The sequence below is a fragment of the Nocardia sp. NPDC047648 genome (genome assembly GCF_040642815.1).
GTDB classification, from domain to species: Bacteria; Actinomycetota; Actinomycetes; order Mycobacteriales; family Mycobacteriaceae; genus Nocardia; species Nocardia gamkensis.
On the sequence record NZ_JBEYSX010000003.1, the window covers coordinates 143,222 to 163,329 of the forward strand.

The 20,108-nt window shown below is 70.3% G+C and carries 20 protein-coding genes; 3 read left to right on the forward strand and 17 right to left on the reverse strand.

Translation table 11 applies throughout. From position 1 onward, the window contains the following. Window positions 1-34: 34 nt before the first annotated feature. From puuE to uraD, 9 genes are all read right to left on the reverse strand, one after another. A complete protein-coding gene (puuE, locus tag ABZ803_RS09285) occupies window positions 35-952 on the reverse strand; it encodes an allantoinase PuuE (protein WP_357035406.1) in 918 nt (305 codons plus the stop codon). 190 nt (window positions 953-1,142) lie between these two features. Continuing rightward, window positions 1,143-2,114 carry an allantoicase gene (gene alc / locus ABZ803_RS09290; RefSeq protein WP_357034602.1) on the reverse strand — a complete coding sequence of 324 codons (972 nt, stop codon included), beginning with the start codon at window positions 2,112-2,114 and terminating at the stop codon, window positions 1,143-1,145. A 44-nt stretch (window positions 2,115-2,158) separates the two neighbouring features. Further along, window positions 2,159-3,382: an aldolase/citrate lyase family protein gene (locus ABZ803_RS09295; protein ID WP_357035409.1), complete on the reverse strand. Its 1,224-nt coding sequence runs from the start codon at window positions 3,380-3,382 to the stop codon at window positions 2,159-2,161. Continuing rightward, window positions 3,373-6,180, reverse strand: a complete 2,808-nt coding sequence (locus ABZ803_RS09300; protein ID WP_357034604.1) for a molybdopterin cofactor-binding domain-containing protein — start codon at window positions 6,178-6,180, stop codon at window positions 3,373-3,375. The genes ABZ803_RS09295 and ABZ803_RS09300 overlap by 10 nt, the downstream gene beginning before the upstream one ends. Continuing rightward, window positions 6,180-7,022, reverse strand: coding sequence for an FAD binding domain-containing protein (locus tag ABZ803_RS09305; protein ID WP_357034606.1), 843 nt, complete (start codon window positions 7,020-7,022; stop codon window positions 6,180-6,182). Before ABZ803_RS09305 ends, ABZ803_RS09300 begins: the two co-directional genes overlap by 1 nt. Window positions 7,023-7,281: 259 nt before the next feature. Then, window positions 7,282-8,640 (reverse strand): 8-oxoguanine deaminase, encoded by a 1,359-nt coding sequence (locus ABZ803_RS09310; RefSeq protein WP_357034608.1) that lies wholly within the window; start codon window positions 8,638-8,640, stop codon window positions 7,282-7,284. Next, window positions 8,628-9,533: a factor-independent urate hydroxylase gene (gene pucL, locus ABZ803_RS09315; RefSeq protein WP_357034610.1), complete on the reverse strand. Its 906-nt coding sequence runs from the start codon at window positions 9,531-9,533 to the stop codon at window positions 8,628-8,630. Before pucL ends, ABZ803_RS09310 begins: the two co-directional genes overlap by 13 nt. Window positions 9,534-9,540: 7 nt before the next feature. Next, entirely contained in the window at window positions 9,541-9,858 is a 318-nt protein-coding gene (gene uraH, locus ABZ803_RS09320) for a hydroxyisourate hydrolase (RefSeq protein WP_357034612.1), read from the reverse strand. Between the two features lie 76 nt (window positions 9,859-9,934). Further along, window positions 9,935-10,438 (reverse strand): 2-oxo-4-hydroxy-4-carboxy-5-ureidoimidazoline decarboxylase, encoded by a 504-nt coding sequence (uraD, locus tag ABZ803_RS09325; RefSeq protein WP_357034614.1) that lies wholly within the window; start codon window positions 10,436-10,438, stop codon window positions 9,935-9,937. Window positions 10,439-10,576: 138 nt separating this feature from the next. Between uraD and ABZ803_RS09330 the strand changes: the two genes are divergently transcribed. Continuing rightward, the gene (locus ABZ803_RS09330) at window positions 10,577-11,173 is read left to right on the forward strand and encodes a nucleotidyltransferase family protein (protein WP_357034616.1); all 597 of its coding nucleotides are present in this window, start codon (window positions 10,577-10,579) and stop codon (window positions 11,171-11,173) included. Between the two features lie 13 nt (window positions 11,174-11,186). Next, window positions 11,187-12,218 (forward strand): XdhC family protein, encoded by a 1,032-nt coding sequence (locus ABZ803_RS09335; RefSeq protein WP_357034618.1) that lies wholly within the window; start codon window positions 11,187-11,189, stop codon window positions 12,216-12,218. Here the strand turns inward: ABZ803_RS09335 and ABZ803_RS09340 are convergent, their stop codons facing one another. From ABZ803_RS09340 to ABZ803_RS09355, 4 genes are all read right to left on the reverse strand, one after another. Next, entirely contained in the window at window positions 12,219-13,307 is a 1,089-nt protein-coding gene (locus ABZ803_RS09340; protein WP_357034620.1) for an ABC transporter substrate-binding protein, read from the reverse strand. A 91-nt stretch (window positions 13,308-13,398) separates the two neighbouring features. After that, a complete protein-coding gene (locus tag ABZ803_RS09345) occupies window positions 13,399-14,196 on the reverse strand; it encodes an ABC transporter permease subunit (RefSeq protein WP_062968361.1) in 798 nt (265 codons plus the stop codon). Continuing rightward, entirely contained in the window at window positions 14,193-14,939 is a 747-nt protein-coding gene (locus ABZ803_RS09350) for an ABC transporter permease subunit (RefSeq protein WP_040870547.1), read from the reverse strand. The genes ABZ803_RS09345 and ABZ803_RS09350 overlap by 4 nt, the downstream gene beginning before the upstream one ends. Before the next feature lie 49 nt (window positions 14,940-14,988). Further along, a complete protein-coding gene (locus tag ABZ803_RS09355; RefSeq protein ID WP_040870849.1) occupies window positions 14,989-15,792 on the reverse strand; it encodes an ABC transporter ATP-binding protein in 804 nt (267 codons plus the stop codon). A 154-nt stretch (window positions 15,793-15,946) separates the two neighbouring features. Between ABZ803_RS09355 and ABZ803_RS09360 the strand changes: the two genes are divergently transcribed. Further along, the gene (locus ABZ803_RS09360) at window positions 15,947-16,636 is read left to right on the forward strand and encodes a nicotinamide mononucleotide transporter family protein (RefSeq protein ID WP_357034623.1); all 690 of its coding nucleotides are present in this window, start codon (window positions 15,947-15,949) and stop codon (window positions 16,634-16,636) included. 6 nt (window positions 16,637-16,642) lie between these two features. Here the strand turns inward: ABZ803_RS09360 and ABZ803_RS09365 are convergent, their stop codons facing one another. The 4 genes from ABZ803_RS09365 to ABZ803_RS09380 all read right to left on the reverse strand — a co-directional run bounded on the left by ABZ803_RS09365 (window position 16,643) and on the right by ABZ803_RS09380 (window position 20,103). Beyond that, entirely contained in the window at window positions 16,643-17,434 is a 792-nt protein-coding gene (locus ABZ803_RS09365) for a DeoR/GlpR family DNA-binding transcription regulator (protein WP_040870550.1), read from the reverse strand. A gap of 112 nt (window positions 17,435-17,546) precedes the next feature. Then, a complete protein-coding gene (locus ABZ803_RS09370) occupies window positions 17,547-18,284 on the reverse strand; it encodes a TetR/AcrR family transcriptional regulator (RefSeq protein ID WP_357034625.1) in 738 nt (245 codons plus the stop codon). 92 nt (window positions 18,285-18,376) lie between these two features. After that, a complete protein-coding gene (locus ABZ803_RS09375) occupies window positions 18,377-19,252 on the reverse strand; it encodes a carbohydrate ABC transporter permease (RefSeq protein WP_357034627.1) in 876 nt (291 codons plus the stop codon). Further along, entirely contained in the window at window positions 19,249-20,103 is an 855-nt protein-coding gene (locus ABZ803_RS09380; protein WP_357034629.1) for a sugar ABC transporter permease, read from the reverse strand. The genes ABZ803_RS09375 and ABZ803_RS09380 overlap by 4 nt, the downstream gene beginning before the upstream one ends. Window positions 20,104-20,108: the final 5 nt, after the last annotated feature.

Sequence of the window (20,108 nt, forward strand, 5' to 3'; positions counted from 1 at the left end):
GCCATGTGCCGCTTCGTCGCGGTGAACGATCGCGTCAGGGGGAGGCGGGTGGGGGGTGGGTCGCGTGCCAGTGGTCGGCGATGTCGATGCGGCGGGTGATCCAGACCTGGTCGTTGGACTGGATGTGGTCGAGTAGGCGTTCGAGGGCGGCGGTGCGGGCGGGGCGGCCGATGAGGCGGCAGTGCAGGCCGATGGAGAGCATTTTCGGGCTACCCTCGGCGCCTTCGCGGTACAGGACGTCGAAGGCGTCGCGTACGTGGGCGAAGAACTGCTCGCCGGTGGGGAAACCCGCGGGTGAGGCGAAGCGCATGTCGTTGGTGTCCAGCGTGTAGGGCACCACCAAGTGGTCGCGGCCGTGTACGCGCACCCAATAGGGCAGGTCGTCGGCGTAGGAGTCCGCGTCGTAGCGGAAACCGCCGTGCTCGACGACCAATTGCCTGGTGTGCGGCGAATCGCGGCCGGTGTACCAGCCCAGCGGCGCCGCGCCGGTCAGGTCGGTCAGGACGCGCACCGCCTCGGCCATCTGCGCCCGTTCGGTGTCGCGATCGGTGAGCTGATAGGACTTCCAGCGCAGACCATGGCAGGCGATCTCGTGGCCCAGTTCCCGGAAGGCCGCCACCGCTTCCGGATTGCGTTGCGCGGCGCGGGCGACCGCGAAGATCGTCAGTGGCAGCCCGCGCCGTTCGAAGACGCGCAACACCCGCCACAGCCCGGCGCGGGAGCCGTATTCGTAGAGCGACTCCATGCTCATATGACGGTTCGGGAACGCTTCGGCGGGCGTCATCTCCGATAGGAACGTCTCGGAGTGTTCGTCACCATCGAGGACGTTGTTCTCCCCGCCCTCTTCGTAGTTGAGCACGAATTGGACCGCGATCCGCGCCGCGCCCGGCCATCGCGGGTCCGGCGGATTCGGGCCGTAACCTACGAAATCCCTCTCGCCCGCGCCTGTCACGCTCCGCCGCCCTCGGTCCTGCTCGCTCACGACTGCGCCTCGTCGACGCTCGGCTCGCGCCTTCGCGCCGGGCCGCTAACGACCGCGCCCTTGCGACGCTCCGCCGCCGGGCCTCGGCCCAGCCTCGCGACCGCGCCCGGACGACGCTCGGCACCCGCGGGCGTGACGCGCGGTATCGACTTCCGCACGCTCATGCGCCGAGCTCGCCGTACAGGCGCAGCCGTGCCAGCCCGCCGTCCGGGTAGATGTCCAGGCGCACCTCTTCCACGGACGCGGCCATCGGCGCGATCGGGAACCGGTGCCTGGTGTCGGGTTGCAATGCGGTGCGTGGCAACAACTCCAACTCGGTGCCGTCGTTGGTGCGGCCGGTGAGCCGGGCAGCGCCCGGGCTGTTGCCCAGGAAGTAGGAGGTGTCGAGTTCGGCGAGCCGGATCAGTCCCGGTCCGGCCAGGCGGATGCGCACCCAGTCGTTGCCGTCGTCCCGGCGGCGGGCGGTCTCCCAGCCCTCGCCCATGGACCGGGCCCGGCCGGGGTACAGCAACTGGTTGGGCGAGCTGTAGAAGCGGTTGGAGCAGTCCAGCACCAGCGCGCCGTTCTCCAGCGCGGCCAGATCCAGCGGGCCGAGTCCGAGCAGGCGCGGATCGGGCCGCCCCTCGCCGTGCACCCGCAGCCTGGCCACGCCGCCGTCGGGATGCATGGTGAGTCGCACGTGCGTCCAGCGTTTCTCGTTGTCGACCGCGAACAGGTTGCGGCTGTCGCCCGCCACCGGAGAGCGATCGACCAGCAGCACCCAATCATCCCGCGCGGCGATGGTCTCCGCGGGCGGGTAGTCCTCGATCTCCAGCGCCGACACCGAGACGGCGGGTGGGTAGTTGCCCTTGAACCACGCCGTGTCCACCACGATCCCGCGGATCACGCCCGGCACGCCGAGCCGCACGATCGCGGAGTCGTCGCCGGGCCGACCGCGGTGCCTGCGGGTCTCCCAGCCGTCGTAGATCTGGCCTTTGTGGCCGAAGCTGGACGGCCGGTACTGCGCGGGACCGGGGCTGATCAGATTTTCCTTCTCGGCGAAGAACTCGTCGTTCGCCCAGATCACCGAGCCGCCGAGCGGCCGGACCGCCAGATCCGGCAACAGCGTGATCTCTTCGTCGTCGCCCCGCATCGCATCTCCTGTGTCTTTCGGGACCGCACCGTTCGGATGGCCGATCACGTCGCCTCCGTCGGGATCGGCGCGCGGGCCGCCAGCGCGCGCAGGACCGTCTCGGTGAGCTCCGCGGCCCCCGCGTCCGGGCGAGCGCCGCACTCGATGCCGCGCAGCACGGTGGCGGCCAGCGCTTCCGCGGTGGCGGGCTCGTCGACGACGTCGCCGCCGCGCCGGGCCAGATAGTCGCGCAGGCGCGGCACCGCGACATCGATCGCCTGGCGGAAGAAGTCGTAGGTGGCCAGCCAGCGTGTGACCAGGTGGCCCGGATGCATGTCCCAGCCTTGGTAGTACCCCCGCCGCAACGACCGGGCGACCAGGCGGTGATGGTTGCGCAGCGCGGCCTCCGGGTCGGCGTCGGGCACGACCTGGGTGGAACCGTCGCACACCCACGCCCCGGTCTGCGCGGCCGCGACCTGCATGACCGCCTTGGCGTAATCGGCGGCCGGGTGGTCGAGCGCTTGGTCCGGCGCGGCGACGCCGAGTGCCGCGGTGTAGTCGTAGGTACCGAAGTGCAATGCGGTGCAACGACCTTCGGAGAGGGTGAGCATGGCGGCCACGGGGGCGGTGCCATCTGCCGCCAGGATCGCCTGCGGGCTCTCGATCTGTAGTTCGAAACGCAGGCTGCCCTCGGCGATGCCGTACGCGCGCTCCAGCCCGACACAGAGCTGCACCAATGCCGAAACCTGCTGCACCGCGCGAATTTTCGGCACCGTGAAGACGAAGCCCGCGGGCACACCCCCCACGCCCTCCAGCACGAGATCCAGCGTGCGCAGCGCACGACGACGCTCGCCGCCGCCCAAGCCCTTCATCCGGATGCCGCTGTTCGCCGGGCCTCCGGAGCGCCGCGCCCAGGCCGCGAGCACCGCACCCGCCGCCGTGGCCGCGCGGTCCTCCTCGGCGTCGGCGCGCAGGCCGTAGCCGTCCTCGAAGTCGATGCGCAGATCCTGGACCGGGTCCGCTTCCAGTCGTTTGCGTACGTCGGGCAGCGAGCCGGTCGCGTCGAGCGTGGCCAGCAGATCGTGGTGCCGGTCGAGCAGCCCGACCGCGGCCGCGCCCCACTCCCCGGGCGTCTCCTCGGCGACCCGGTCGGCCGGGACGTACACGGTGTGGATCGGTTGCGAGCGGCCGTTCGATCCGGGATACCTGCGACGCAGGTCGGCATCGACCGCGTCGAGCATCGACTCGATCCGCCCGCGTACGTTCTCCGGCACCTTCGTCATCGTGATCCCCTCTCCCGCAGCGCGGCCCATACCCGGTCCGCGGTCATCGGCAGCCGGTACAGCCGCACACCGACCGCATCGCGGATCGCGTTGGACAGCGCGGGGGCGACCGGGTTGTACGGCGACTCACTCATCGACTTGGCGCCCAGCGGGCCGAGCGCGTCGGAAGTCCGGGCGAAGTAGACCTCCGTGCGCGGCACGTCGGCGAATTGCGGCACGTGGTAGTGCCGCAGGGTCTGGGCGCCCACCACTCCGTCCGCACTGCGCATGTCCTCGTACAGCGCCGTGCCGACGGCCTGCGCCGCGCCGCCCTCGACCTGCCCACGGCACTGCACCGGATTGAGCACGGTGCCCGCGTCGGCGGCCTGGATCGACTGGAGGATCCGTACCGCTCCGGTGCCGGGGTGCACGGCGACGCGGAAGGCGTGCACGTTGAAACTCACCGACCGTGGGCTGCCCCCGTGCTCGGCGCGCGCGGTGAGATCGCCGCCGGTCAGCAGTTCGGCCGCGGTGAGCAGCCGGTCCGCGCAGCGCACGCCGCCGGTGCCGAGTACGCAGTCCCGCTCCGGAACCCCCGTCAGTTCGACCGCCCTGGCCAGCATTAGCCCGCGCAACGCGCACGCCGCCTCGTGCACGGCCTTGCCCGCGACCACGATGCCGGTGGAGCCGAACGCGCCGGTGTCGTACTCCACCAGATCGGTGTCGGCCTGCCGGATCACGATGCGGGTGACCTCGGTGTCCAGCGCGGTGGCCGCGAGCTGCGCGTGCACCGTCGTGGTGCCGTTGCCGAATTCCGCCGTGCCGACCCGGATCTCGTAGCGGCCGTCGGGCAGCAGCGAGGCCGTCGCCGTCGACCGGTGGCCTCGGGGCGGGACGGTCGCGATCATCGCGGCGGCCATGCCGGTGCCCACCCGCCACTGGGGGCCGGGCGCGTGCACGTCGTTGCCGCGCAGCAGCGCCCGTTCGGCGAGGTCGAGGCACTGGTCCAGACCGTAGCTGCCGAACATGAGGTCGCTCTCGTTCACCGCGGCGCCGACGAACGGGTCGCCGGGCACCACCACGTTGCGGCGGCGCAGTTCGAACGGGTCCATGCCGAGCGCGTGCGCGAGCTCGTCCAACGCCGACTCCACCGCGAAGATCACCTGGCCGAGACCGTAACCGCGGAACGCGCCGGAAGGGACATTGTTGGTGTACACCGCTCGCGCGTCGACCCGTTTGTTGGCGCAGCGGTACAGCTCCACCGACTCGCCGACGCCGTGATACATCACCCCGCCGCTGTGATTGCCGTAGGCGCCGGTGTCGGCGAGCACGTCGACGGCCAAGGCGGTGAGCACGCCGCCGGCGTCGGCACCGGCCGTCACCTCGACTCGCATCGGGTGGCGGCAGGTCGCCGAGGTGAACTCGTCGGCGCGGGTGAACTCGTACTGCACCGGCCTGCCGGTCCGCAGCACGGCCAGCGCGATCAGGTCCTCGGCCAGCATTTCCTGTTTCGCGCCGAATCCGCCGCCGACCCTGGCCGCGAACACCCGCACCCGCGCGGGCGAAAGCCCGAACAAGCGGCACAGTTCGTCCCGGACCAGGAACGGGACCTGAGTGCTGCACCGGATGACGAGCCGCCCGGCGTCATCCAGCCAGCCGACCCCGCCGTGCGTCTCCAGGTGCACGTGCTGCCCACGCGGGGAATGCCAGACGCCGCGCACGACGTGGGCCGCGGCGGCCAGTCCCGCCGCGACGTCGCCCACCTCGCCGTGCAGTTCGGCGACGAGGTTGCGGCCGGGATCGGCGATCCGGGCCGAAGCCGGTTTGTCCCCGTGCAGTTTCGGCGCCTCGGCGCGCAGCGCGTCGCGCGGATCGAACACCGCGGGCAGGACCTCGTAGTCGACCTCCAGCAGACGGCAGGCCTCCCGGGCGATCGCGACGCTGTCGGCCACCACCGCGGCCACCCGCTGCCCCACGAACCGGACGGTCCGGTCGAGCACGTAGGTGTCGTCGGGATCGTCGGTACGCAGTTCGTGCCGCGCGGTCGAGAACGGCACATCCGGTGCGTCGGCATACGTCAATACCGCGTGCACACCCGGCAGTGCCTCGGCGGCGGCGGTGTCGATCGAGCGGATGCGCGCGTGGGAATACGGGCTGGTCGACACGGCGATGTGCAGCGGGGCGGTCGGCGGCGCGGTGGCGGCATCGCTCGTCCGCGGCCGGTCCTCCGCCGGGGAGCCGAGTTGCGGCAGATCCAGCGTGAACGGCTCACTCCCGGAGACGATGCGCGGCCCGGCCGGCGCGCCGACTCCGGCTCCAGCGCCCGCGGTGGTCGTCGCGGTTCGATCGGAGGCGAAGGAAGTAGAGTCGCCGGGATCGAGCGGCTCGCCCAGCGCGGCGCGGATGGCGCGGTAGCCCGTGCAGCGGCAGAGATTTCCCTTCAGCAATTCGGCGAGTTCGTCGCCCGGCACGGCGTTCCGCTCGTCGTCCCCGCACCCGAGCCCCGCGGCCGTGACCACCATGCCCGCGGTGCAGAAACCACATTGGAACGCGGCGTTGTCGACGAACCGGCGCTGCACGGGGTGCGGGTGCTCCGGCGTTCCGAGCCCGGCGGCGGTGGTGACGGACCGTCCGGCGGCGCGATAGGCGGGAAAGACGCAGGAGTGCACCGTCATTCCGTCGACGAGCACCGAGCAGGCCCCGCAATCGCCGGTGTCACACCCCTTCTTCACCGCGCGGGCGCCGCTCTCGCGCAGCACCGTCCGCAGGCACTGGCCCGGCCGCGCCGTGATGTCGACGGTCCTGCCGTCCACCTCGAACCGCATCAGTCTTCCCGCAATTCCGCGGCGACCTCGCGGGCGAGCACCCCCGCGACGTGCCCGCGCCACTCCGGCGAACCGTGCGGATCGTCGAACCACAGCGCTGGATCGATCGTGCCCAGCGCGTCGCGTATCGCACCGTCGGTGGGCGGTGCGGCGAAATCCAGGACGACGGGCCTGGTGGTGGCGGCGGTGATGGTGACCGCGCTGCGGCCGTCCCGCTCCCGCCGCCCCATCACCACGGCGCCGGACCGGCCGAGCGGAGCGAGCGCGATCTTCCGGAAGCCGGTGCGGGCCAGCAGACTCGACCGCGGCAGGCGGATCGAGCGCAGCACCTCACCGGACCGCAGCACCGTGCGTCCCGGACCGAGGACGAACTCGCGCAACGGGATACACCGATCGGTGCCGTCCGTCGTCCACACCACCGCCGTCCCGTCCAGTGCGACCAGCGCGCCGAGCACCGCGCCCGCGGGCAACGCGAGGCAGACGTTTCCCCCGACGGTGGCGGTGCGCCAGATCTTGTGCGAGGCCAGCAGCGCCCGGCAGGAGCGGGCGAACAGCGCGGTTCCCGGCCACGGGTCGTGCAACACCGGCATCCCCAGCTCACGTCCCGGCGCGGCCCCGGCGAACTCGGCCAGGGTGCAGGTCGCGGCGATCTCCAGTCCGTCGTCCCCGATCTCGAACGCGGGCCAGCCCAGGCCGGTGATATCGACCAGGCGCACCAGCTGATCCTGCGGCTCGGAGAACAGGAACGTCCCTCCGGCGAGCACCGCGGTCGAAGCGCCGAGCACGGCCAGGTCTTCCCGCTCGCGGGCGATCACCACCTCGCGGATCGTGTCCAGGTCCACGTCTCACCTCGTTCCTGCCTCTCCGTCACCGTAGAGCCAGTCGGTTGCCGCCATATTGCCTGCGACGCCCGCCAGATTGCGCGGCCGTTACCTCGCCGCACGACGGCCACCCGCGGCCGGGAACCACCCCTGCCGAGCGGGCGCGCCGTCCACGACACCACAGCTCCACCCGCCTCGACGGCCGCCGGAGCCGACCCTGGTTCAGTATTGCTCGTCCCGCCTGACCAGGCACGACACCTCGCCCACATCCGCGCAGCGATCACCCCGCTTTCGCGACCAACGCCGCCTGCGCCCGTGCCACCTCGCCCGCGACCACCTCCGTGTCCACCGTGCGCACCTCGCCGTCGCGCACCACTTGGCGTCCGTTCACCAGCAGCGCGACCAGCGGCGGGGCCGAGCCGAGCACCAGCGTGGTCACCGGATCCTCGATTCCGGCGTGCGCGGCCATGTCCAGGCGCCACAGCGCCAGGTCCGCCAGCTTGCCCACCTCGATCGAGCCGATCTCGGCGGCCCGGCCCAGCACTCGCGCGCCGCCCATGGTGGCCAGTTCCAGTGCGGTGCGCACGGTCATCGCACGCGGGCCGCCCCGGTTGCGCGCCCACAGCAACGCGTGGCGCGGCTCCTCGATCATCGAACCGGCCTCGTTGCTCGCCGCCCCGTCGACGCCGAGACCCACCGGGACGCCCGCGCGCACCAGGTCGGCGGTGCGGGCGACGCCCGCGCCGAGCCGCGCGTTCGACGTGGGGCAATGCGCCACGCCGGTGCCGGTCGCCGCCATGGCGCCGATCGCGTCGTCGTCGAGGTGGACGCCGTGCGCGTACCAGACATCCGAACCGAACCAGCCGAGCCGCTCCATGTACTGCGCGGGCGTGCAGCCGAAAGTCTCGGCGCAGTAATCCTGTTCGTCGAGGGTCTCGGCGAGGTGGGTGTGCAGCCGGACGCCGGTGGCGCGGGCCAGCGCCGCCGATTCGCGCAGCAGGTCCGCCGTGACCGAGAACGGCGAGCACGGCGCCAGCGCGATCCGCAGCATGGCATCGAATGACGGGTCGTGCCAGCGGGCGATGGCCGCCGCGCTCGCGGTGAGGATGTCGTCCAGGCTCTCCACCAAGTGGTCGGGCGGCAACCCGCCCGCGCTCACCCCTAGGTCCATCGAGCCGCGACAGGGATGGAACCGCAGGCCCACCCGCGCCGCCGCGGCGATCTCGGCCGCGAGCGGGTCACCGCCGTCGCGCGGGAACACGTAGTGGTGATCGGTGGTGGTGGTGCATCCGGTGCGCGCGAGGGCCGCGAGCGCACCCGTGGCCGCCACACGCACCGCGTCCTCGTCGATACCAGCCCAGACGGGGTAGAGCGTGGTCAGCCATTCGAACAGCGTGTGGTCGGTGGCCAGGCCGCGGGTGATCCATTGATAGAGGTGGTGGTGAGTGTTCACCAGCCCGGGGGTCAGCAGGCAGCCGCGCCCGTCGATGCGCCGAGCATCCGGGATTTCCGGCGCGTCCCCCGCGCCGACCGCGTCGATCCGGTTGCCGCGCACGACGACGTGGCCGCGGGCGTGCTCGGTGCCGAGCGCGTCGACCGTCGCGACGGCGCAGTCCGCGATGACGGTCACCTGGTCCACGCGGGCCCCGCTTCCGGCGCGTCGGCGCGCGCCACGTTGGCGTGGATCAGCCCGTAGGGCCGGTCGTCGGCGTGGTACACCTCGCCGCGGTTCTCGATGCCGAAGCGGCCCAGGTCGTAGTCGAAGTGATGCTTGTTCGGCGCCGCGAGCCGGATCTCGGCCAGCACCGGGTACGCGGTCAGCGCGGCCTTGCCCATCTCGAACAGCGTCTGTTGCATGGCCTTCGAGTGCAGTGTCGCGAAAGTCTCCACCAACCGCGCCCGCACGCCGGTGTAGACCTCGTCCCAGTCGACGCCCGCACTGTCGGCGAACCGCCACTCGGCGACCAGTGCGGTGGCCAGCATCCGATCGTGCGTCGGCGCGAGCACGGTGAACTCGTCGGTCAGGAAGTCCGCGAACTCCGACCCGGTCGACTTCAGGATGGTCAGGTCCTTCACCCCGCCCACCACCCAGGCCCGCCGCTCGTCGCCGCTTCCGGCCACGGTGACCGCCGCGGTGCGCACTTCGGGGCCTTGCCGCACCCAGGTGTGGTCGTGCTCCACGCCGCCGACCGAGACGCGCTGCCAGGCGTATTCGTCGACCTCGACGCGCGCGCTGCGCACCGGTTCGATCTCGGCGACGAAATGATCGGCCAGCGCGAGCGCGTAGTCCTCGATGGCCCGCAGTCCCGGCTGCTTCGCGAAGGCGTAGGCGGTCTGCTTCTGTGAGTCGGTGGGCAGCACCTTCGCCTGGTCGCCCGCGATGTACGCGTCGGCGAAGTCGCCGCGCAGCACCGTGGACACGTTCACATCGCGGATCTCATGACGTGCGGTCTGCCGGTGGATCCGGACGATCCGGTTCTCCGCCTTGCCGTATCGGTGGTCGGTCAGCACGATCGGCCCGGTCAGTTCCATGCTCGGCTCAGCTCCCTCGATAGGTGGAAAACGCGAAGGGCGACAACAACAATGGGACGTGATAGTGCCGCTCCTCGGTCACGGCGAACGCGATGCTCACCTCGGGATAGAAGGTTTCGACCTCCCGCCGCGCGAAGTAGGCGCCGGTATCGAACACCAGCCGATAGGTTCCGGGTTCGAGCGCTTCGCCCAGTGCCCCGATCCGTCCGTCGACATCCGTTTCGCCCGAATCGAGCTGCCGGTCCTCCTGATGCAACGTCACGGTGACGCCCGCGGCGGGTGCGCCGCGCACCGCGTCCAGCACGTGTGTGCTCAGCGTGCTCATGACCGCGTCCCGCGGGCGCTCGGCTGTGCCATGACCACGAACGTGGCCGTTCCGACCCTTCGCTCGCTACGCCCACTCACGACCGCTCCGCCAGCAGCGCGCGCAGCCGGATCCGATTGATCTTGCCCAATTCTGTTCGCACGACTCGCCTTTCGGTCTCGGGATCATTGCACAGCCGGGCGGTGAGCAGCGCGAGCAACTCCTCGCCCGACCTTCCGCTCGCGCACACCAGATAGATGTGCCCGAACCGTTCCTCGTAAGCGCGGTTGCCCTCGGCGAGCGCCGCGCGCACCGCGTCGGCGGCTCCCGCCACCCCGGCCTGCTCCCGCGCCGAAGCCGCGGAACGCGGCCGCTCCCCGATCCTCGGATGCCCCGCCAAGGCCAGGTCGAGTTCGGACTCCGGCAGCCCGGCCAGCACCTCGTCCGCCGCGTCGAGCAGCGCCTCGACGCTGCGGTACGGACGGCCCGCGACCAGCGACCGCGCGAAGCCCGGCGACGAGCAGCAGCCGAGCACCGCCCGGTAGGCCGCGTCGCCGGACAGCGCGTCGAACGTCGCGATCCCGGGTCGCCGATCCGTCATCGGACCAGCATCGGATACGACCCGGTGAGCCGCCACCGGAAAGGGATGGATCACCTTCGGCGTGTCGCTCGCGGAAGCGCGTCCCGGCACCGCCTTCACCTCGTGCGGCGCAGACCGCGCGGTATTACCGTTTCAGCCATGGCCGACCCTGATCGTCCCGCCGTCGCGCCCTGCGCCGGCGTCGTGCTCGCCGCGGGCGCGGGCACCCGCTACGGAAAACCCAAGGTGCTCGCCGAGGACGGCGCCTGGCTGCGAGCGACCGTCACCGCGCTGCGCGACGGTGGCTGCGACCCGGTGATCGTGGTGCTCGGCGCGACCGGCCCGACACCGCGAATCGTCGATCTGCCGCCGGGCGCGCGGCACGTGTGGGCCGCGGACTGGGCCACCGGTATGAGCGCATCGCTGCGGGCGGGCCTGATCGCCGCGGCGGGCACGCCCGCGCGCTACGCCGCGATCATGCCGGTGGACACCCCCGATGTCGGCGCCGACGTGGTCGCCCGGGTGCTCGCCGCCGCGCTGGCGTCTCCCAGCGGGCTGGCTCGCGCTGTGTTCCACGACACACCGGGGCACCCCGTTGTTATAGCCCACAAGCACTGGAATGCGGTTTGTGGGTCGGCAGCAGGAGATTCCGGCGCCCGCACCTATTTGACCGGCAGAAAAGATATGGTGTGCGTCACGTGCGACGATTTGGCGACGGGCGTCGATCGTGACTTCCCGGCCACGACCGCACGGTGATCGGAGCTAGCTGATGCGGGACATCGTCGACGACCTGTTGCGGGTGTGGCACTCGGGCCGGACCGGCGGACTCGGCACCATCGTGCGCACCGTGGGCGCCGCCCCGTTACCGGTGGGCTCGGCGATGCTGGTCGGTCCCGACGGAGGCGTCTACGGGTCGGTGGCCGCGGGCGGGCTGGAGGAGATCGCGTACGAGGCGGTACTCCAGGCGGCGCGCACCGGCCGTCGCGCGATGCACCGCTTCGGCGTGGCCGGCGGCCTGGAGGCGGGCGGGAACGGCGAGGCGATGATGGACGTCTTCACCGAGCCGTTCTCGCGAAGACACTTCCCGGAGTTCCCGGATGTCGCCGCCGAGATCGCGGCGCACCGCAGGGTCACCGTCTTCACGGTGGTCTGGAACTCCGATTCCGACCTTATCGGCCAGCACCTGATCACCGACAAGAAACACGCCACCGAACTGGTCGCGCTACCGGATTCGGACGTCTTCGTCTCCTCGTTCGCCCCGCCGCCGCGCCTGCTCATCTTCGGCGCCAATTCCTTCGCCGCCGCGCTCACCGTGCAGGCCGGGTTGCTCGGTTACCGGGTGACGATCTGCGACTCGCGATCCAATTTCGCTACGCCGGAATCGTTCCCCGGCGCCGAAGTGGTGGTCGACTGGCCGCACCGCTATCTCAACACGTTGTCCGCGGCCGGCGAGATCGACAGCAGCACAGCCATAGTCGTGCTATCGCACGATCCCACGTTCGACATCCCGCTGCTCACCGTAGCGCTACGACTACCCGAGCTCGGGTATCTCGGCGCGATGGGCTCCCGCCAGGTGCACATCCGGCGGATCGAGGATCTGCAAGCGGGCGGTTTCGGCGCGGAGACGCTCGCACGGCTGCACTCGCCCGCCGGATTGGACATCGGCGCGCGCACCGCCCCCGAGATGGCCGTGGCGATCGCCGCCGAACTGCTGGCCGCCCGCGCCGCCCAACCGGTGCGAGCGGCCGACCCGTACAGCGGCGAGTTCCCTATCCCGTCGAGGACCGCTGTGGGCATCTGATCATTTCAAGCCGGGGTTCTCGGCATACACTTCGCGCAGTACGGACAGGTCGAACAGTTGGGCGGCCTTGATATCTATCTTCGCGGCGCGCAGCGCGGCGATATTCTGCTCGATCAGCGCGTCGGTCATGGAGAGCAGACCATTGGCGGCCGTGTCCGCCGAGACCACCAGCTCGTTCTGAGCGCTCGCCTCCTTCGTCTGCTCGGCGGGATCGAGCTTCTGATCCTTGCCGTACACCTCGACTGCGAGCCGGGCCGATTCGGCCGGGTCGGCCACCGCGTCCTTCCAGCCCTTGATCTCGGCGGCCAGGAAAGCCTTCAGCTTGTCGCGCTCCTTGTCGATGGTGGACTGCGCGACCGTGAGCGTCTCCGCGACCAGCGGTAGATCGAAGTCCGCGAACAAGAAGTGCGTGTTCTGGAAGCCCTTCGCCGCCAGCGTGATCGGCTCATTGGTCACGTAGCTGACCCACCCGTCGACCTCACCGTTGGCCAGCGGGGTCGGATCGTATTGCGCGGGTACGACGGTGACATCGCCGGGCTTCAGCCCGTTGGCGGTGAGCAGCGCGTTGAAGATCAGCTGGTTGGTGTCCTGCACACCGATCTTGCGGCCCTTCATGTCCTGAGGCGACTCGAGCGGTTTCGCGGCGGCGGACACGATCGCGAACGGATTCTTCTGATAGGTGGTGGCGACGATCTTGGCGGGCAGCCCCTCCAGGATCGCCGGTGCGGTGGTCTGCGGCGCGGACAGTCCCAGCCACACCTTCCCGGTGTCCAATCCGGCCTCCACCGACGTGCTGGCCGCGCCGCCCGCGACGAGGTCGACCGAGCCGAAACCGGCTTCCTTGAAATAGCCTTTCGAGTCGGCGAAGTATTCGCCCGCGAATTCGATGTTCTTCAGCCAGGACAGCTGCACCGCGACGCTGCCGTATTTCGAGCCGTCCTCGGTGGTGCCGTTCGACGAGCCGCCGGAATTCCCGCCGCAGGCGGCCAGCGCCCCCGCACCGCCGAGCGCGGCGCCGGCGAACGCGGAGTATCGGAGAAACGAGCGTCGGTTCAGGTGCCCGAACGTGGAGCGTTGCGCGGGTGTCATGGGCCGAATCTAGGTGCAGCGCGTTTCATTTTCTTTACTTTGGCGTTCCGAGCGAGAATTCGCCTGTACTTCGCCGGGCGGGGTCGTTCGGTCAGAGTCGTCCCGCTTCCGGTCCGAACCTCGCGAGCACGAGGTTCTCGATGACGCCGACGATCGCGTAGAGCACCACCGAGACCAGCGTGACGATGACGATCGAGGCCCACAACTTGCTGTACTGGAACGTCGGGATCGCCCGGATCAGGCCTGCGCCCAGACCGGTGCCGCTGCCGAGCCACTCCCCCAGCAACGCGCCGATCAGTGCGCCCGGCACCGAGATCCGCGCCGCGGCGAACACCGAAGGCAGCGCCGCGGGCACGGCCACCATGCGCAACCCGGTCCAGCGGGAACCGCCGTACGCGGCCACCAGCTCCAGCGCCTGTCGCGGTGCGGCGCGCAACCCCGCCGTGATCATGACCAAGGCGGGGAAGAACACCACGATCGCGGCGAGCACCGCGACCCCGGCGAGGCCACGGCCGAACACCAGCACGATGATCGGCGTGAGCGCCACCAGCGGCACGGAGCGCAGCAGCATCGCCACCGGGAGAAAGGTCTGCTCCACCGCGGCGAACGACACGAACAGCGCCGCGACCACCAGCGCGGCGAGCATCCCCGCACCGAACCCGATGGCCGCGTCGCGCAACGTGATCTGCAAGTCGTCCAGGATCGCCTGCCGCGCGGTGGCGGCGTTGGGCGCGGTCACCAAGTAGGTCCAGATATCGCCGGGTGTCTTGCCGACCCGCGGACCGACCTGCGGGAACGCCCTGAGGAAGACGTACCAGATCGCCAGCATCAGCAGCAGCGAGGTGCCCAGCGGGAACAGGAAGATCCCGATCCGTCGCAGCAGGTTCATCGCGCCTCCCGCCCGGTCCAGGGCGCGGCCAGCCGGGCGGCCAGCGCCACCAGCGCGTAGCCGAGTCCGGCCAGCGCCGCGGCGGCCAGCGCCATCCCCCAGGTGCGTGGCACGTTGTAGGAGGTCTGCGCCGCGGTCAGCGCCACCCCGATTCCGCTGTCCACGCCGCCGAGGTACTCGCCGATGATCGCGCCGAGCACGGCCGACGGCGCGGCGATCTTCAACGCCGCGAACGTGCTCGGCAGCGCCGAGATCGCCTGCACCCGGTACAGCTGCTGCCAGCGCCCGCCCCCGTAGGCGCGCACCAGGTCCAGGCTGGTCCGGTCGGCCGAGCGCAACCCGGCGACGGTGCCGACCATCGTGGTGAAGAAGCAGTACATCGCGGCGAGGAACACCGTCGGGGTGCGTCCGCCGAAGACCACCAGGATGATCGGGCCCAGCGCGAGCAGCGGCGTGCAGTAGCTCAGGATCGCCAGCTGGGTGGCCAGCGACTCGATCGGCGGGACCAGCACGATCAGGACGGCCAGCGCGATGGCCAGGCCGTTGCCCCAGACGAATCCCTGCAGCGCGCCGAGCGCGGTGATCCGGAAATTGGGGCCGTAGAGGTCCCATCCGTCGGTGTACATGGTGTGCAGCACCTGCCAGGGGCTGGGTATGGTGCCGCCCGCGACCTCGAACGCGGCGAGAGCCCACCACACCGCGACCAGTCCGAGTACGCCGAGCACGCCTGCGAAGCGCTTCATGCCGCACCGCCCGTTCGACGGATGCGGCGCGCGAGCGGTTGCGGTGCGTTCACGCGACTCCTCCCTTTCCCGACTTCCCGAACAGCAGCTCCGACAGATAGTCGTGCAGCTTGTGGAACTCCGGTGTTCGCATCATCTCCGGCAGCCGGGGGCGCGGCAGATCGATCTCGACCAGCTCGAGCACCCGCCCCGGCCGCGGGCTCAGCACGGCCACCACATCGGACAGGAACACCGCTTCCGCGATGCCGTGGGTGACCATCAGGGTCGTCGCGGGCTTCTCGGTCCAGATCCGCAGCAACTCCAGATTGAGCCGCTGCCTGGTCATGTCGTCGAGCGCCCCGAACGGTTCGTCCAGCAGCAGCACGGTCGGCTTCACCACCAGCGCCCGCGCGATCGAGACGCGTTGGCGCATACCGCCCGAGAGCTGCGCGGGTTTGGCCTTCTCGAAGCCGTCCAGTCCGACCAGGCGGATCAGGTCATCGATCTGCCCCTGCTCCGGCTTGATCCCCGCGACCTGCAACGGCAGCGCGATATTCGAGGCCACCGACCGCCACGGCAGCAGCGCCGAATCCTGGAACGCGATGCCGAGCCCGTGCCTGCCGCGCAGTTGCGCGGGCGTCATGCCATCGATCAACGCCGTGCCCGCGGTCGGCGCCTCCAGGCCGGCGAGGATGCGTAGCACCGTCGACTTGCCGCAGCCGGACGGGCCGAGCAGCGACAGGAATGTGCCCTGCTCGGTGTGCAGATCGACACTCGCCAACGCCTGCACGGTTTTCCGCCCGACCCGGAAGGTCTTGGTCAATCCGCTGAGATGAATTCCGGTCCCCCCGGCGGTACCGCTCTCCGTGCTCATGACGGCCACGATAAGAGCACCTCATTGCACGGACATTGCGAATCGCGTCGCCGGATTGCGCAATCGTTACGGTCCGCACCGACCGCGTGGGGTGGATTTCGAATCGGGCCGAGCCGATCGGATGAGATACGCCCCGCCGCGGGTTACACGACAGGTGAACCCGATCCCCACGCTGCTCGACGCCAAGCTGCACATCGCGGGCTCGGAGATCCTCTGGCGCGAAGTGATCGGCAACGGCTTCGGCTTGGCCTCCGCGATCGGCGGCATGCGGCGGCGGGTGTGGGCCTGGCCGGTCGGCATCGCCGGGAACGCACTGCTGTTCACCGTGTTCGTTGGCGGGGTTTTCCACACCCCGCAGCAACTGAATATGGCCGGGCAGGCCGGACGTCAGCTGATGTTCGTCGCGGTCAGCGTCTACGGCTGGTGGAGCTGGCACCGGCACGCGGCGCGCGAGACCGGACTGGAGCACCGCGGCGTCGACCCGCGCTGGGCGGGCGGGCGCGAGCGGGTCGCCCTGGTGGCGGCGATGCTCGCAGGCACGGCGGTGTTCGCGCAGCTCTTCGCGTGGCTGGATTCGTACGGTCCGTGGGCCGAGGCGTGGATCTTCACCGGCTCGGTGCTCGCCACCTACGGCATGGCCCGGGGGCTGGCCGAATTCTGGTTGATCTGGATCGCGGTGGACCTGGTCGGCATTCCGCTGCTGGTGCGGGCGGGCTACTACCCGTCGGCCGCCCTGTATCTGGTCTACGCGGGCTTCGTGGCCTGGGGGTTCCTGGTCTGGCGGCGCGGCATCCGCCCCGCCGTCGAGGTTTCGCGGCCGCGGGCACCGGCCACCGCGAACTAGATCCGCCTACACCACGTCGACCCGCACGCCCGCCGCGCGGATCGTCTCCACCGCCGCCGGATTCGCGTCGGTGTCGGTGACCAGCACCTGCACCTGCTCGATGCCGCAGATGCGGGCCAGCGCGGTGCGCTCGAGCTTTTCGCCGGTGGCCACCACCATCACCCGGCCGGAACGCCGCACCATCTCGGTGGTCACCCCGGCCTCGTCGATATGCCTGCACTGGGCGCCGCCCGCGACGGAGATCGCGTTCACGCCGAGCACGAGTTCGTCGAGCCGCAATTCGGCCAGCGCCCGTTCGGCCAGCGGCCCGTGCAATTCGTAGGACTCCCGCCGGGCCACCCCGCCGAGGACAATCGTGCGCATGTGCGGGCGCAGCACCATCTCCCCCGCGATGTTCAGCGCGTTGGTCACGAGGGTCAGCCGCTCGTCCCCGGCCGACCCGAGATCCGTGCGCCCGGCCAGCGCCCTGGCCACCGCCGTGGTGGTGGTGCCGCCGTTCATCCCCACCACCGCGTGCGGATCCACCAGGGACGCCGCGTGTTCGGCGATGCGCTGCTTGGCCTCGCCCGCACTCTGCCGGTACCGCGCGGGCAGGTCGTAGGCCACCGTGGTCGCCACCACGCCGCCGTGCGTCCTGGTGGCCAGCTGTTGTTCGGCGAGCGCGGTGAAGTCCCGGCGCACCGTAGCGGCGGATACGCCGAGCCGATCGGCGGCCTCCTCCACCGAGAGCCGCCCGGATTCGGCGAGCAGCTCCAGCAACCGATTCCACCGTTGCGGACGATCCGTCGGCCCGGTCATCTCATACCGCCCCCGTCGCGCGGGAAACCTGCTGTTTCGGCGAGCACGCGAACAATATGACCACACGCGCGCGCCGCTCGGAGCGATCCCCCCACGACCGAGGCGGGCCGGCTCAGGACACATCGGCCTCGACTGTGCGCCGCTCCGGCCGCGCGAGGGGAATCGGTCCGGCCCCGTCTTCCGTCGGCGGATCGACCCGCGTGCCAGAGAGACCGGAATTCACGAAGTAGGCGATCTCCGCGCAGATCTCGTCCAGGTTCACCGTCGCCTCCGGCTCCGTACTCTGCACCAATTCCTGGGCGAGCGAGGTGACCGCGCCGATCACGGCCAGCGCGAAGAGATCGAAACGCCGCGGGCCGGTCTCGCCCCGGCCGACGGCGCGCTCGGCCTCGCTGATCAGCAACGCCGACAGCAAGCGACGCTGCTGCCTGCGCCACTCCTCCACCGCGGCGCTCACGCCGACCACTTCGACATAACACACTCGCGCGCACCGGGCATCGGCACACGTGACGCCCAGGTACGCCCGGAAACTCGCCACCACGCGTACGGGCAAGGGCTCGTGCTCGGTCGCCGCGAGGGCCGCGAGCGCGTATTCCAGCGCACGGGAGGTGATGCGATTCGCCAAGGCGATGAGCAGAGCCTCCCTGCTGCCCATGTCCTCGTAGAAACTGCGCGTGGAGACGTTCGCCAGTGCGCAGATCCGTTCGATCGAGGTGGCCGCGTAACCCTGGGTGCCGAATAGTTCGAGGGCGGCGTCGATCAGGCGGGTCTGCCGTTGGGCAACCCGCTGTTCCTTGGACAGCCCGCCGTAGCTGCGACTGTCCCTGGGTCCGTGATCCCGCCGTGTCACCGTTAGATGCTACCGCGCGGCTACCTGCCCCCAGCGCGTCGAGCGCTGGTGCCGTGGCGATTCCGTCGTCCGGGTGGTCCTGCGCTCGCACGCTATTTCACGCCGCCCGCGGTCAGTCCCGCCACCAGACGCTTCTCGATGAGCGCGAACAGCAGCACCACCGGAATGATGCCGACGGTGGAGATCGCGAACACGTACTGCCAGGCGGTGTCGTACTGGCCGACGAACTTGGTCAGCGCCACCGACAGCGGCTGGTTCTCCGGCGTGGTCAGCACGACCAGGCTGGCGGCGAATTCGTTCCAGCACGCCACCACCACGAAGATCGTCGCCGTGACGACGCCGGGCCAGACCAGCGGCAGGCTCACCCGCAGCAGCGTCTGCGCGCGGCCGAGTCCGTCGAGCATCGCGGCCTCCTCGATCTCCACCGGGATCGCGGCGAAGAAACTGTGCAGGATCCACACCGCGAACGACAGGTTGAACGCCGCGTTCACCAGGATCATCGCCAGCCAGGTGTCGTTGATGCCGAGCGCGAAGAACTCCCGGATCAACCCGGTGACCAGCACCGTCGGCTGCAACATCTGGGTCACCAGCACCACGCCGAGAAACACCGCGCGGCCCGGAAAGCGGTGCCGCGCCGTGTAGTACCCCGCCGGTATCGCCACGGCCAGCACCAGCGCGGTGGCGCACACCGCGATGACGATCGTGCTGACCAGGTTGAACGGCAACGGCGTCTCGGGGGTGTCCCACATCGTCGCGTAGTTGTCCGGATGCCAGGACTGCGGCAGATACGTCGGCGGGATGCGCAGGATCTCCGCTCTGCTCTTCAGCGAACCGAGCACCATCACGACGAATGGCAGCAGGAACACCACGGCGAGTATCGCCCCGACCGCGGTGAGCTCCCAGCGGCGTCGTCCTGCGCGGGTGCGCGCCGGGCCTGCCTGCTCGATGGCCTCGGCCCGCGCCGTCATCGGTCGATCTCCCTGGTCGGGCGGACCAGCCGAACGTAGATCGCGATGACGGCGATGATCAGCGCGAAGTTCAGCACGCTCATCGCCGCGGCGGTATCGATCTGCTGGTTCTGCCGGATCAGCTTGAAGGTGAGCGTCGTGGTGGTGTCCGCCGAGAACCCGGCGATGCTGCCGGTGATCACTTGCAGGATCGGCAGCGAGTTGAACACGTTGATGATGTTGATGATGGTCGCCACCGCGATCGCCGGACGCAGCTGCGGCAGGGTGAGGTAGCGGTAGCGCTGCCACGCGCCCGCGCCGTCGACCCGCCCCGCCTCGTCGATCTCCGCCGGAATCGACTGGAGCCCGGCCAGAATCGTGTAGGTCGTGAACGGCACGGAGACGAACACCGCCACGCCCATCGCCACCAGGAACGCCTGCGTCGGCTGCTTGGTGAAACCGTAACCGCGGTCGAGCAGCCCGATGTCGACCAGGAACCGGTTCGCGATGCCGACGTCCGGGTCGAGCATGTAGTAGAAGATCGTCGTCGTCATCACGACCGACGCCGCCCACGGCACCAGGATCGCCATCCGCACCGCGGTGCGTCCGGGGAAATCCTTGTTCAGGAACTGGGCCAGCGCCGCGGACAGCACCAGGGTGATCAGCACGACGCCGACCACCCAGACCACCGTGTGAGCCAGCACCGAGCCGAGTTCGGAGATCCCGAACAGGGTCCGGTAGTTGGCCAGTCCGGCGTTGCCGCGGTCCTGGCCGTAGGCGCTGAGATCCCTGGTGCTGGTCCACACCATGTAGCAGGCGGGGAAGGCGACGACGGCCGCGATCAGCACCAGCGAAGGCCCGATCCACGGCAATGCCG